At 48.2% G+C, this 12372-nt stretch carries 12 protein-coding genes and 1 riboswitch; of the genes, 6 read left to right on the top strand and 6 right to left on the bottom strand.

Going from position 1 to position 12372, the window contains the following annotated elements; genetic code table 11:
- Positions 1 to 17: 17 nt before the first annotated feature.
- The 3 genes from RW65_RS20320 to RW65_RS20310 form a co-directional block, all read right to left on the bottom strand.
- Complete coding sequence (locus tag RW65_RS20320) at positions 18 to 443, bottom strand: GNAT family N-acetyltransferase (RefSeq protein WP_039058650.1); 426 nt, start codon at positions 441 to 443, stop codon at positions 18 to 20.
- A gap of 11 nt (positions 444 to 454) precedes the next feature.
- Positions 455 to 790: an RcnB family protein gene (locus RW65_RS20315; RefSeq protein WP_039058649.1), complete on the bottom strand. Its 336-nt coding sequence runs from the start codon at positions 788 to 790 to the stop codon at positions 455 to 457.
- 196 nt (positions 791 to 986) lie between these two features.
- Entirely contained in the window at positions 987 to 2000 is a 1014-nt protein-coding gene (locus tag RW65_RS20310) for a zinc-binding alcohol dehydrogenase family protein (protein ID WP_039058648.1), read from the bottom strand.
- 249 nt (positions 2001 to 2249) lie between these two features.
- Between RW65_RS20310 and RW65_RS20305 the strand changes: the two genes are divergently transcribed.
- Positions 2250 to 3461: a CDP-glycerol glycerophosphotransferase family protein gene (locus RW65_RS20305; RefSeq protein WP_052250351.1), complete on the top strand. Its 1212-nt coding sequence runs from the start codon at positions 2250 to 2252 to the stop codon at positions 3459 to 3461.
- A 404-nt stretch (positions 3462 to 3865) separates the two neighbouring features.
- Positions 3866 to 4789 (top strand): T3SS effector OspC family protein, encoded by a 924-nt coding sequence (locus RW65_RS20300; RefSeq protein ID WP_039058647.1) that lies wholly within the window; start codon positions 3866 to 3868, stop codon positions 4787 to 4789.
- Between the two features lie 502 nt (positions 4790 to 5291).
- On the opposite strand, the gene RW65_RS20295 is transcribed toward RW65_RS20300, so the two are convergent.
- From RW65_RS20295 to RW65_RS20285, 3 genes are all read right to left on the bottom strand, one after another.
- On the bottom strand, positions 5292 to 5885 hold the full coding sequence (locus RW65_RS20295) for a hypothetical protein (RefSeq protein ID WP_039058646.1): 594 nt from the start codon (positions 5883 to 5885) through the stop codon (positions 5292 to 5294).
- 102 nt (positions 5886 to 5987) lie between these two features.
- A complete protein-coding gene (locus RW65_RS20290; RefSeq protein ID WP_039058644.1) occupies positions 5988 to 6617 on the bottom strand; it encodes a hypothetical protein in 630 nt (209 codons plus the stop codon).
- 308 nt (positions 6618 to 6925) lie between these two features.
- Positions 6926 to 7525: a hypothetical protein gene (locus tag RW65_RS20285; RefSeq protein ID WP_039058643.1), complete on the bottom strand. Its 600-nt coding sequence runs from the start codon at positions 7523 to 7525 to the stop codon at positions 6926 to 6928.
- Positions 7526 to 8046: 521 nt separating this feature from the next.
- Positions 8047 to 8143: riboswitch (TPP riboswitch) on the top strand.
- A gap of 34 nt (positions 8144 to 8177) precedes the next feature.
- Between RW65_RS20285 and thiM the strand changes: the two genes are divergently transcribed.
- From thiM to RW65_RS20265, 4 genes are all read left to right on the top strand, one after another.
- The gene (thiM, locus tag RW65_RS20280) at positions 8178 to 8960 is read left to right on the top strand and encodes a hydroxyethylthiazole kinase (RefSeq protein WP_039058642.1); all 783 of its coding nucleotides are present in this window, start codon (positions 8178 to 8180) and stop codon (positions 8958 to 8960) included.
- Positions 8957 to 9757, top strand: a complete 801-nt coding sequence (gene thiD, locus RW65_RS20275) for a bifunctional hydroxymethylpyrimidine kinase/phosphomethylpyrimidine kinase (RefSeq protein ID WP_039058641.1) — start codon at positions 8957 to 8959, stop codon at positions 9755 to 9757. Before thiM ends, thiD begins: the two co-directional genes overlap by 4 nt.
- Positions 9758 to 9907: 150 nt before the next feature.
- Positions 9908 to 10960, top strand: coding sequence for a class I fructose-bisphosphate aldolase (gene fbaB / locus RW65_RS20270; protein WP_039058640.1), 1053 nt, complete (start codon positions 9908 to 9910; stop codon positions 10958 to 10960).
- 234 nt (positions 10961 to 11194) lie between these two features.
- On the top strand, positions 11195 to 12349 hold the full coding sequence (locus RW65_RS20265; RefSeq protein ID WP_039058639.1) for a mandelate racemase family protein: 1155 nt from the start codon (positions 11195 to 11197) through the stop codon (positions 12347 to 12349).
- Positions 12350 to 12372 lie beyond the last annotated feature (23 nt).

Below are 12372 nucleotides of genomic sequence, written 5' to 3'. Positions count from 1 at the left end.
CGGCCGGGAGAGGTTTTTCATTTTTGCAGGTAGTGCATCAGTAGGTAATCCCCTTCTGGCGATACGCCCTGCGCTTCGATATGCCAGCCGTGGCGTTGATAAAAGGCCATTGCGGCTTTGTTCTGCGCCAGACACTTTAGCGCGCCGGTGCTGGTAAAGGTCGACTGCACCTTCTTTAGCAGCGCGCTGCCAACGCCTTTGCCCTGACAGTCCGGGTCGACAAAGAGGTTGTGCAGGAAATTGTCGTTGTCATACACCGAAGCAAATCCCAGCCGATGACCATTCTCTTCTGCCACCCAGACGGTTTCATCAAGGGTGTCGGCGTCAAAATCTTCCAGCCGCCAGTCGCTGCTATCGAGCCAGTGCCAGCTCGCTTTGCGCGCGCTTAAATAGAGGGTGCGTAAAAACGGCCGGTCGCTCTCCTGAAAGCGTCGAATAATCATTACGCTCCTGATTAACGGTGGTAAAAAATGTCGCCGTTATAGGCTTTGAGAATTTTGCCTTCGGCATCGGTAATCAGCACATAGTTGCCGCCCATATAGGTCCAATGGCTTCCGGCGTCCGGGGCGGGGAGATTACGCTGCTGCCACTGCTTAATATTGTAATCTTCGCTGCGGTACATTTCCGGTACGGTGTCGCCAATGGTGAACTTGGTGAAGTCGGCGACAAACTCCTTTACTTCATAAGATTGCTGTCCAGAAGCCGAAGGTGTGGCAGTTTGTGGTGCGGCAAGGGCCGACGCGGCGGTGGCCAACAGCGCGCCCAGAAGCATCATTTTAGTTTTACGCATACTTTCTCCAGGTTGTTCTTATTCATTTCACGCAGTTGCATCAATAGCATGCCATCATTGCCGTTAACTGACAGCGGAGCAACTACGAAAAAATAACGCTTTGGTAAAAAGTGTAAGCAAACCCAGGCGAAGCAGGAAAAGCGGACGCCTGTTTCGCTATCCGCTTGTTACCTTTAAGAATAATCCTGGCAGGATCTTACCCGCCGAAGCCTTCCAGCACGATTTTGCCCACCGTCCTCTGGCTCTCCAGCAACGCATGGGCTTTACGCAAATTCGCCGCATTAATCGCGCCCAGGTGCTCACCGAGGGTAGTGCGTAAAACGCCGTCATCAATCAACTGCGCCACCCGCGACAGTAACTGATGCTGAGCAATGATATCGTCGGTGGTGAACATCGAGCGGGTAAACATAAATTCCCAGTGCAGGGAAATACTTTTCACTTTCAGCGGTAGCGCGTCCAGGCTTTGCGGGTCGTCAATCAGCGCCAGTTTGCCCTGCGGTTTAAGGGCGTTGATCAGTTGCTGATAATGCTGTTCCGTATTGGTAAGGCTGGCAACATGTGAAACCTGTTGGATGCCAATGCGCGCCAGCTCCTCGGTGAGCGGTTTGCTATGGTCAATGACATGGTGCGCGCCAAGTTCGGTTACCCACTGCTGGCTTGCAGGGCGCGACGCGGTGCCAATCACCGTTAAACGCGTAAGCCTGCGCGCCAGCTGGGTCAGAATAGATCCGACGCCGCCCGCCGCGCCGACAATCAGCAGCACATCGCCTTCGTTACCACCCTCTGTGATATTCAGGCGATCAAACAGCAGTTCCCAGGCGGTAATGGCGGTTAAGGGCAGGGCGGCAGCCGCGGCATTATCCAGGGTTTTAGGCTTGCGCGCGGCAATGCGTTCGTCAACCAGCTGAAATTCGCTGTTACTGCCAGGCCGGGTTAACGCCCCGGCATACCACACTTCATCCCCCGGCTGGAAAAGGGTCACGTTTTCGCCCACCGCGCTGACGACGCCAACCGCATCCCAGCCGAGCACGCGCGGCGCATCGGCGTTGAAACCGGCGCGCACTTTAGTATCAACAGGATTGACGGAGATGGCTTTTACTTCCACCAGTAAGTCATGGCCGGTGGCTTGCGGCTGCGGCAGTTCGATATCGCTGAGGAAATCCAAGTTGCTGCCGTTCTGTGCGGCACGGGTAATAGCGATAGCTTTCATAATGGCTCCGTTAACAGGTTAAGGGTGATGATGCTAATAAGGGTAGCTAAAGCCGATCTGCATAAAAACAGGTACAACGGAGCAGCACTTATCCTTGAGGAGTGAAAATCGCGTTTATAACTAATCAATTCAATAAGCTGAAAAAGGCAGGCCGTATGGCGGGTGAAAAGAAAGTCGGTACGGTTTAAGTTTTTTTACCGTTGTGTCGCTATTTACCTCAATAACTTACTCGCTTTAGCGGATAGCCACATGAATAACGAATTGACCCTACGTTTCGCAAACCTCTCATTGAAAAAAAGAAAAGAAAAAGTCGTCCTTTTTTTTGGCAGGGAGTGGTTTAGCGATAGCACAAAATATCTCTATCTAAGCGCGCTGCAGGAAAATAGAGATTTTACCTGCATCTGGTGCAGCTGTGATAAAACGCTAATCTCCACGCTGGAGGCCAACCAACTCCCATGTCATTTGATAAGCGAAGAGACGCTAGATAAAACCGTTAAGCTTTTTCTCTCTGCCGCAGTCGCGGTTTTTTCTATCAATCCTGCGCAATGCCTGAAGGGTAATGAAGCTCTTTTTGCTTGTCTGCAAGGTGCCAGACAGGTGCAGCTGTGGCATGGTGTTTCGGTAAAACATCTTTTATTGCAATTAATCAACCATTTATCCCTCGGCGATTATCATTTCCGCCAGCCTGTTGAGTTCGCCTCCCGCGCCGATTGTGTATTAAGTACTTCTGCTTTCCTGGATGACTTCTTTAATGATGCTTTCGGATGTAAACGCATTATTCGCGCAGGTTATCCTCGCAATGAAGTCATCTTGCGGCAGGCTACTACATATGAGCTTATTGGCAGTGAAATACCTGTAACCATGATGAGTGCTATAACCAATAAAGCCCGCAAGAAAATACTCTTCGCCCCAACCTGGCAGCGCGGAGACGATACCATTATCACTGGCAGTACAGAATTTTTGCTGAAACTGGCTGAGGAGTGTAAAAGAAATAATACCGATCTCTATGTTAAAGGGCATCCAACACTGCGTCAGGATAACGTTTCCGGCAAGCTTAGTGGCAATGTCTGGTATATTAATCCCTGTATTGATATCTATCCCTGGCTAAATAATTTTGATGCACTGGTGACCGATTACTCCTCGATAATGTTTGATTTCCTCCTTACCGGCAAACCCGTGTTGCGCCTTGATATCGAGGCGGGTTCGCATCGAGATTATGAACCTGATTTTAAACTTATCCCGGATATAGATTTTGCCTACACCTTTACCCCCTGTTCTCTTGCCAGTGTATTATATCAAGCATTGAACAACGATATTAAACAAGCAGCAAGAAAAGAGATGGCTGATGCGCTATTTGAAACAGACGCTCTTGATGCGTGTGCATCGCTTCTGCGTTTTCTTGAACATGAAGTGGCAAACTGTGTGGCCGCCAGTCGGCAATTTACTATTGAAAGTTATTGAAGAAATAATTTGGTATTACTCACATTTTTTGTTACTGATGCTGGCGCGTGCAATGCGCTAGCATCATGCCTATAAAAGGCGTAATGCAATTATAAGCATAAGTTTAAATGCTTTGTTAAAATGCGTTGCCATCTTAATTAACGTGAAATCAGCTTTTTACTCTCGCGAATATACGTTACCCGCATTAAAAAATTTATAAAGCCTAAAGTTAAATCTGCCAAAAAGTGATAAGCGAACCCGGAATTTATTTTAGTAAATTTCACCAATTATAAGATCTAATTTAATCGAGTGCATGCAATAATGGAACGCTTGAAACCTGATTGGCGTGAAGCCAATTCACAGGCATTTGGTGGTGTACACTCTACCGTCCTCATCTCTTTGATTCTTTTTAATATCAGGTGATTATGGATAATATTGATAAACTGTTCAAACTTGAGAAGTTTTTAAGAAAAGCATTGGTTTCACAAGTATACGGTGCTATGTTTGCTAATGGACAGTACTTTCGGCACCTTGGAATACATCTCCCTACAGCCAACGGGTATTCTTTTGGCGCATTCGAACATCTCCGAAAAATATCACATGTGAACTTTCAAAATATAAGAGAGAAAGTCGGTGAGCTCGATGATAATGAATATGATCTGTTATATAATATTTCTCGTGCTCATTTATCCTTTCAACATCGCTCACGTACAAAACTCTCCACATCAACAGGTAATGATAAGTTAAATGTTTATAAAGAACACCCAGGTATATTATCCATTTTATCCAATAAGGAATTAATACACAGGAACATCCTGAAAAAAACAAATACCTATAAAGAGGATGTGAAATATTTGCATAATCATGATTTTGTTTTTTTTAGCTGTCAGTTTGATTCTTCTGGATCTCCACCAAGTCGGTATCACAACGGTGTATATTTTGGTGATTTCTCTTATTGTATTCGAGAGGATCACAGGATGGTTAAGTATGGCTATATGACTTTAACCGATCATCATGAAAACGAAGTTTTGCCAACAATAGAAGTCTATACTCTGATGTTATTCACGTCTTTCCCGGAGTTGAAAAATGAGGTGCAGTGGAGAGTTGTTTGTCAAAATAACAATAAAAAGGATGCGCCCATGTTTGATTATTATCTTATGAAACCAGCGCTGGCGCTCTATTTAATAGATTTTTTAAGAAACACACGTTCACGCGATTTTAAAGCCTATGTATATAATGGCGATTTTAATTCGAAAAAGCTGCATCAAGTTATTAATACTGTTTTTTCGCCGGAATATCATATACCCAGAAGTATATATACGCGAGAGTATAAGTATAATTTTGGCTAGGAGCGGTGCAACGCATTAGTGAACCCTTAAACACAAATTAAATTCAAATGCAATAGAGTATGAGTGGACTATATGTTTTCATTATAAATGGAAATATAGCTTTGTTTAATATGCCATGTGTTTGAGATATGCGACTTTCAAAATGTACAATTACATATTTCTTTGTGCTTTATAAAACAAGAGAGGTTGCTTCGAAGGATTTGCAATGCGGAACTGTGGTTTCAACATCGCACAAATGTAGAACTTGTCACTCTGTTCGATGGTAAATAATATTATGTATATTAACAATCCGGCGCTCATCTATAAGGAGCTGCATGGTGTATTAAACACGGTTTATGCTCCTGAGTTTCATATACCCAGGAGTATATATACACGTAAGTTTATGTTTGAAGATACTGATGTTTGTGTTTGAATTTTAAGGTGTGTATTTAAGCTTAGCGCGGATGTAAATTTTCATCATAAAACCAGCGGCTATCGCTAAAATTTGAATATATAATATGGCCTATGGCTTGAGTACTATTAGTCGCTTGAGCACGTTGATGACAAATCTGTTGCAATTATAGTGAAGTCCATAAGTGAAAGGTCTATATTTATAATTGATGGTCTCAAGGCGTATAGCGTTTTCAAATACGGCGGCGTAAACATCATGAAGTACAAACAGTCTTCCTTTCCTGCAAAGATGCTGCAGGATACTATCGAAGCCTTGGGTTTTCATAAATGTATTATCGTCAGTGATGATTACAGGCCATTTGCCGATATAAGAAGGCTCTGGGTGATATTGGACGGGATATTTTGAGATAGCATCCGGAGTGTAACGTCCTGACTCGACTTGTGCCGCCGTGAGGAAGACCATATGCTTGCGAACGTTATCGGCGTAAAAACAGGAGTGGCCACGCCATGGATCGCCTGTAACACCGTTAACCTGAACAATGATTTTATTGTTTTGCAGGCAGTAAATGGTATCACCCATAGATGTGATTTTTCTACCTACCACGGACGCGAGGGCACGCGCATTATCGCAATCCGCTCTTCTTGCTGTGGTAAATGCAAACCAGCTATTTTGTATTTCACTGGCAGCTTTGTCTTTGCTAAGCATGGGTATTTCTCCTGCTGAGAGTTAAAGTGTTATCGGGTATATAATCCGCGATCACCGAGTGTGGTTATATTTATCATCAGTGCCTGATTCACGAGTCAGATATCAACCGGAAACATATTTAGCAAGCACGCTTTCTTTGCGCTTCAGTTCTATTATTCGCAGCAGTACATTTAAGACAAATGTATGGCAATTATAGTGAAAGCCATAAGAAAATGGCCGAACGCTAAAATATTTGCACTCCTGACGAAAGGCGCTATCGAAGACGTTAGTATAAATATCGTCAAGCACAAACAGATTGCCTTTTGAAGACAGATACTGCAGGGCCTGTTTGATGCCAGCGTCGCTCACTTGTAAATGCGCAGTGTCTTTGGCTTCTATTACCGCATAGGTACCTATATAACCCGGTTCTCTATGATATTTGACCGGATATTTTGCCCGGTAAGGCGGTTTATTCCTGGCCTTAATCACTTTCGGGGAGAGCAAGACCAGGTGCTTACGAATGTTATTGACATAAAAACTCGAATGACCGTCAAATGGTTTTTCTCTGCTGCCGTTAGCCACCACAATAACTTTATTTTCGTGTAAACACGTGAACGCATCATCCGCAGACTCGAATCGTCTACCCAGAACGGATGCCAGTTCGCGTACATTCTCGGGGTCGGCTTTTCTTTTTCTTATAAATGCACGCCATTTTTTTTGTATAAACAGTGCGGATTTTTCTTTGCTAAGCATGACGACTCGCTTTTTAATGTTGAGTTTGAATTAAATAAAACGGTAATCAATCTTTTCCTGGCACGATTGTGTTTTACAAAGCATTAAGTTAATAAATGGCAACTTATTATCCTGTGCGTAACTGCTGGCGCTTGTTAATTTTATATATCACCAAACAGGATAAACTTTACGGGCAGGGAATCTCTATTCATTAGTTGTATTTTGAGGTGAATAATGCGCTTAAGCACATTCAGAACAAAACTAAGACAATTACAATCAAGCCCAAAAGAGTAAGGGCAGGTTTACGTTATGCCTAAGAAATATTTAAACTAAATTTCCAGGTGAAATTGTAGAATTCGACACAGCACATTTGTTACAAATGTATTGCAGTTATAATGGAGGCCATAAGAATAACGACGCCCTTTAATATTTTCTATTTCCTGTCGATAAGCAGTCTCGAATAAAGTAGCTGAATTATCATTAAGCACAAATATCGAGCCTTTATCGCAAAGATAAGTGAAGGATCCAACGAAATCTTCCGTGCTAGTAAATCCCCCTTCATCTGTTAGGATTACGACATGAGCACCCAAATACTCTGGAATAGGGTAATGGCTTACGGGACGTTTTGAAATATAGTCGGGTTTGATGTCTAATTCTGGAATGTCTATCGGATGCATAAACATCATATGTATGCGCGAGCGATTAACGTAAAAACAAGAGTGGCCCTCTAGTGGATTCCCAAGTGCGCCATTAGCCTGGACAATGATTTTGTTCTCTAATAAAGATTTCTCAACTTCAGAAAATTTACTAAGTTGTTTACCGAGAAGCGCGGCTACCACGCGTGCTTTTAAAGGTTCTGTTTTACTATTATGTACAAATGTACGCCATTTATTTTGAATTTTTTCAGCAGCTCTTCTTTTTGATAACATTTTCCTTCCTTCTTAAATGGTTATTGTTTGTTGATTTAAATTGCTTAGTTTTGCATTTGAAAGCGGAATGTCTACGATTATAGCAATACATTTGCCGGTATTTTTTTATTACTAAAGGATATCAATCCAGGTGAATTGCTGTTATCGATCACAAAAGGCGCATTATTCATATCTTATGCACGTAACACTAAATGCAATATTTAACCATTTTTATCGCATCAACGAGGCTATTGTCATCTTAAAAAAAATGAAAAAAGAGCTTTACGCTTTAATAAAAATGTTGAATGGCCTACAAGATCTTATAACAGCTAATTTTAATTGGAGCAGAGACTGGAATGATGGGATTTAAAATTTTAAACCAATGACTCTGCAAGATTCATTTTATCCGTTGACCCGTTCTGTTTACATTCACCGCCTGCGCCTATCCCCGTCGAGTCTCGCTTTACCATTTACAACCCTTGCCGTGGGCATTACCATCCTGAGCTGTGCTTAATCAACCACGTTAACCACAAACCTTTGAACGATATGACTCGGGGTGCCCTTCTTTGTGAAGGCTGAGAAATACCCGTACCACCTGATCTGGATAATGCCAGCGTAGGGAAGTCAGATACCTGTCCGGTATCCCTTCTTCACGCCGGGCAGGAGCGAAACTATGCAACCTGACCTGCTTGATCCTGTGCAAATCGCACATGTTTTACAGCAATTCCGCCGCCGTTCTCCCCTTGTGCACTGTATGACCAATGACGTCGTGCAAACCTTTACCGCCAACGTGCTGCTGGCGCTTGGCGCCTCTCCGGCGATGGTGATTGATAGCGAAGAGGCGCCGCAGTTCAGCGCACTTGCCGATGCTGTATTGATCAATGTCGGCACCTTAACCCGCGAACGCGCTGCTGCTATGCGCTCGGCGGTGGAAAGCGCGAATGCCGCGCGTAAACCCTGGACTCTCGATCCCGTCGCCGTCGGGGCGCTGACGCTGCGCACGGAATTTTGCCAGCAGTTGCTGGCGCTGCGGCCTGCGGCTATTCGCGGCAATGCCTCAGAAATTCTCGCTCTTGCGGGGATGAGCGCGGGCGGACGCGGCGTAGATTCCACCGATAGCGCCAGCTGCGCGCTGCCTGCCGCCCAGGCGCTGGCGCGGCAAAGCGGCGCGATAGTGGCCATCAGCGGCGAAGTTGATTACATCACCGATGGTTCACGCATATTGCAGGTCATCGGGGGTGATGTGCTGATGACGCGCGTGGTTGGCACCGGCTGCGCCCTGTCGGCGGTTGCCGCCGCCTGCTGCGCGCTGCCGGGCGATACGCTGGAAAATGTTGCTGCCGCCTGTGCGTTTATGGCGCAGGCCGGGAGCCAGGCCTGTGCGAAAAGCGATGGCCCCGGCTCTTTTGTCCCGGCGTTTCTCGATGCGCTCTACGCGCTGGGGGGGAAGGCATGAAACGCATCAACGCCTTAACCATTGCCGGAACCGACCCCAGCGGCGGGGCAGGTATTCAGGCGGATCTGAAAACCTTTTCTGCCCTTGGCGCGTACGGCTGCTCGGTGATTACCGCGCTGGTCGCGCAAAATACCCGTGGCGTTCAGTCGGTATACCGTATCGAGCCCGATTTTGTTGCCGCCCAGCTTGATTCGGTGCTCAGCGATGTGCGCATCGACAGCACCAAAATCGGCATGCTTGCTGAAACAGATATCGTTGAAGCGGTGGCCGAGCGGCTGCGTCGCTACGCGGTGCGCAATGTGGTGCTCGACACGGTAATGCTGGCGAAAAGCGGCGATCCGCTTTTATCGCCTTCGGCAGTCTGCGCGCTGCGCCAGCAGTTACTGCCGCAGGTTTCTCTTATTACCCCCAATTTGCCGGAAGCCGCCGCGCTGCTTGATGCGCCACAGGCGCACACAGAACAGGAGATGCATGCGCAGGGGGAAGCGCTGCTGGCGCTGGGTTGCGAAGCGGTGCTGATGAAAGGCGGTCATCTGGACGACGTAGAAAGCCCCGACTGGCTGTTTACCCGCGACGGTGCACTGCGTTTTACCGCCCCACGCGTGGCAACCAAAAATACCCACGGAACGGGCTGTACCCTCTCCGCAGCGCTGGCGGCGCTGCGCCCGCGTCACCAGAGCTGGGCATCGACGTTGTCACAGGCAAAACAGTGGCTGACGGCCGCGTTAGTACAGGCGGACACGCTGGAAGTCGGCCACGGCATCGGGCCGGTGCACCACTTTCATGAATGGTGGTAAACCAGCCTCTGAAACGTGCCAGCAGAATAGGCTGAAAAACAGGGCGGCGCTGGAAAAACTCGCGAGCGGCAACCAGGCTTATTCTGCCTGTCGCAAGGCAGGTCAGGATAATCCAATTCGCTTTGTGCGAAGCTTACGGGAGTTATAGTGATGACTGATATTGTGCAGTTACTTGGCAACGACGCCGACAGCCTTCTGCAGCACCGTTGTATGACCATCCCCGCCGATCAACTCTATTTACCTGGCCACGATTATGTCGATCGCGTGATGGTGGATAATAACCGTCCGCCTGCGGTACTGCGAAATATGCAGACCCTCTATAACCACGGGCGGCTGGCGGGCACCGGCTATCTCTCCATTTTACCGGTGGATCAGGGGATCGAGCACTCCGCGGGCGCGTCGTTCGCCGCCAATCCGCTCTACTTTGATCCGAAGAACATTGTTGAACTGGCGATCGAAGCGGGCTGTAACTGTGTGGCATCCACCTACGGCGTGCTGGCCTCCGTTTCCCGGCGTTACGCTCACCGTATCCCGTTCCTGGTCAAACTGAACCATAACGAAACCCTGAGCTACCCAACGGAATATGATCAGACTTACTACGCAAGCGTTGAGCAGGCGTTCAATATGGGCGCGGTGGCGGTTGGCGCAACCATCTATTTTGGTTCTGAGCAGTCCCGCCGCCAAATTGAAGAGATCTCCATCGCCTTTGAACGCGCCCATGAACTGGGGATGGTCACCGTGCTGTGGGCCTATCTGCGTAACTCTGCGTTCAAGAAAGATGGCGTCGATTACCACGCTTCTGCGGATTTAACCGGCCAGGCCAACCATATTGCCGCCACCATCGGCGCGGATATTGTGAAGCAGAAAATGGCGGAAAATAACGGCGGCTATAAAGCGGTTAACTTCGGTTATACCGACGAGCGCGTCTACAGCAAGCTGACCAGCGACAACCCGATCGATCTGGTGCGTTACCAGTTGGCGAACTGCTATATGGGGCGCGCCGGGCTTATCAACTCCGGCGGCGCATCGGGCGGCGATACCGATCTGAGCGACGCGGTGCGTACGGCGGTAATCAATAAACGCGCAGGCGGCATGGGGCTGATCCTCGGCCGTAAAGCGTTTAAGAAGAGCATGGCTGACGGCGTGAAGCTGATTAACGCCGTACAGGATGTTTATTTGGATGAGAAAGTGACCATCGCCTGATAATCCGTTAACCCTCTCCCGCTCGGGGGAGGGTCAAAAAGCTGTTTCTACTGCCTGCGTTTTCCCCCGCCGATCCCCATCACATTTCCGTAACCTTTTGTGAAAAATGTCACGTTCATTCGTGCGCATGCCCAAAAAATGACCGCCGCTTAGCGGGAATTGTCCGAGGATGTGCTGGCTTTTTGTGCATATATTTTGTAATGAAACAGCTTTTCAAAATAACAAGGACCCGTAATGAATATCGAATCTGTCAATGTCACCGTCTTTCAGCACCCAACGCGGCGCGTCTCCGATAGCGCCGGGCATTCGCATCCGGGTGCCGAAACGCTGGCCAAAATGGCAATGCTGACTATTACCGCTGACGATGGCACTAAAGGTTACGCCTTCGCCCCGCCGGAAGTGGTGCGGCCCTATGTGCTGAACACCTTTTTTCGCAAAGTGCTGATTGGCCAGGATGCCTTTAACCGCGAGCGCATTTGGCAGGATCTGGTGCACTGGCAGCGCGGCAGCGCCCATCAGTTGACCGAGCGCGCGCTGTCGTTTGTTGAACAGGCACTGTGGGATTTGATTGGCCGCAAGCTCAATATGCCGGTGTATAAGCTGCTGGGCGGCTATCGCGATAAAGTCCCGGCTTATGGCAGCACCATGTGCGGCGATGAGCTGGAAGGTGGCCTCTCCACGCCGGATGAATACGCAGCGTTTGCCGAAAAGCTGGTCGCGCGCGGCTACAAAGCCATTAAATTGCACACCTGGATGCCGCCGGTGAAATTTGCGCCGAACCCGAAAATGGATGTCAAAGCCTGTGCAGCGGTGCGTGAGGCGGTCGGCCCGGATATCGATCTGATGATTGATGGCTACCACTGGTACAGCCGCACCGAGGCGCTCTACATCGGTAAAGAACTCGAAAAACTGAATTTCGCCTGGTTCGAAGAGCCGATGGAAGAGGAGAGCATGTCCTCTTACGCGTGGCTGGCGGAAAACCTCTCGATCCCCATTATCGGGCCGGAAAGCCTCGGCGGGAAACACCACAGCCGCGCCGACTGGGTGAAAGCGGGTGCCTGTGACATCTTGCGCGCCGGTGCCAACGGCGTTGGCGGTATTTCGCCCACTCTGAAAGTGGCGAACCTGGCCGAGTCGTTTGGGATGGATTGTGAGGTTCATGGTAATGGCGCAGCGAGCCTGGCGGTGATTGGTGCCATCCGCAACTGCCGCTGGTATGAGCGCGGGCTACTGCATCCGTTCCTCGATTATGACCAACCCGCCGCTTACTTAAATAGCCTGGTCGATCCGATGGACGAAGAGGGTTTCGTGCATCTGCCGCAGCGACCGGGGCTGGGGGAAGATATTAATTTTGCCTGGATCGACGCCAACACCCTAAGCCACGACTGACCCATAACAATAATAGCCCGGAG

The sequence above is a fragment of the Enterobacter sp. Bisph1 genome, from assembly GCF_000814905.1.
In the GTDB taxonomy this organism is placed as follows: domain Bacteria; phylum Pseudomonadota; class Gammaproteobacteria; order Enterobacterales; family Enterobacteriaceae; genus Kosakonia.
The sequence above is the reverse complement of the archived record's forward strand: the minus strand, read 5'-3'. Positions and strand labels throughout refer to the sequence as shown.

What these genes read in the sequence shown, in the direction of transcription:
- RW65_RS20320 (WP_039058650.1), bottom strand. Translation starts at nt 443, where the DNA reads ATGATTATTCGACGCTTTCAGGAGAGCGACCGGCCGTTTTTACGCACC.
- RW65_RS20315 (WP_039058649.1), bottom strand. Translation starts at nt 790, where the DNA reads ATGCGTAAAACTAAAATGATGCTTCTGGGCGCGCTGTTGGCCACCGCC.
- RW65_RS20310 (WP_039058648.1), bottom strand. Translation starts at nt 2,000, where the DNA reads ATGAAAGCTATCGCTATTACCCGTGCCGCACAGAACGGCAGCAACTTG.
- RW65_RS20305 (WP_052250351.1), top strand. Translation starts at nt 2,250, where the DNA reads ATGAATAACGAATTGACCCTACGTTTCGCAAACCTCTCATTGAAAAAA.
- RW65_RS20300 (WP_039058647.1), top strand. Translation starts at nt 3,866, where the DNA reads ATGGATAATATTGATAAACTGTTCAAACTTGAGAAGTTTTTAAGAAAA.
- RW65_RS20295 (WP_039058646.1), bottom strand. Translation starts at nt 5,885, where the DNA reads ATGCTTAGCAAAGACAAAGCTGCCAGTGAAATACAAAATAGCTGGTTT.
- RW65_RS20290 (WP_039058644.1), bottom strand. Translation starts at nt 6,617, where the DNA reads ATGCTTAGCAAAGAAAAATCCGCACTGTTTATACAAAAAAAATGGCGT.
- RW65_RS20285 (WP_039058643.1), bottom strand. Translation starts at nt 7,525, where the DNA reads ATGTTATCAAAAAGAAGAGCTGCTGAAAAAATTCAAAATAAATGGCGT.
- thiM (WP_039058642.1), top strand. Translation starts at nt 8,178, where the DNA reads ATGCAACCTGACCTGCTTGATCCTGTGCAAATCGCACATGTTTTACAG.
- thiD (WP_039058641.1), top strand. Translation starts at nt 8,957, where the DNA reads ATGAAACGCATCAACGCCTTAACCATTGCCGGAACCGACCCCAGCGGC.
- fbaB (WP_039058640.1), top strand. Translation starts at nt 9,908, where the DNA reads ATGACTGATATTGTGCAGTTACTTGGCAACGACGCCGACAGCCTTCTG.
- RW65_RS20265 (WP_039058639.1), top strand. Translation starts at nt 11,195, where the DNA reads ATGAATATCGAATCTGTCAATGTCACCGTCTTTCAGCACCCAACGCGG.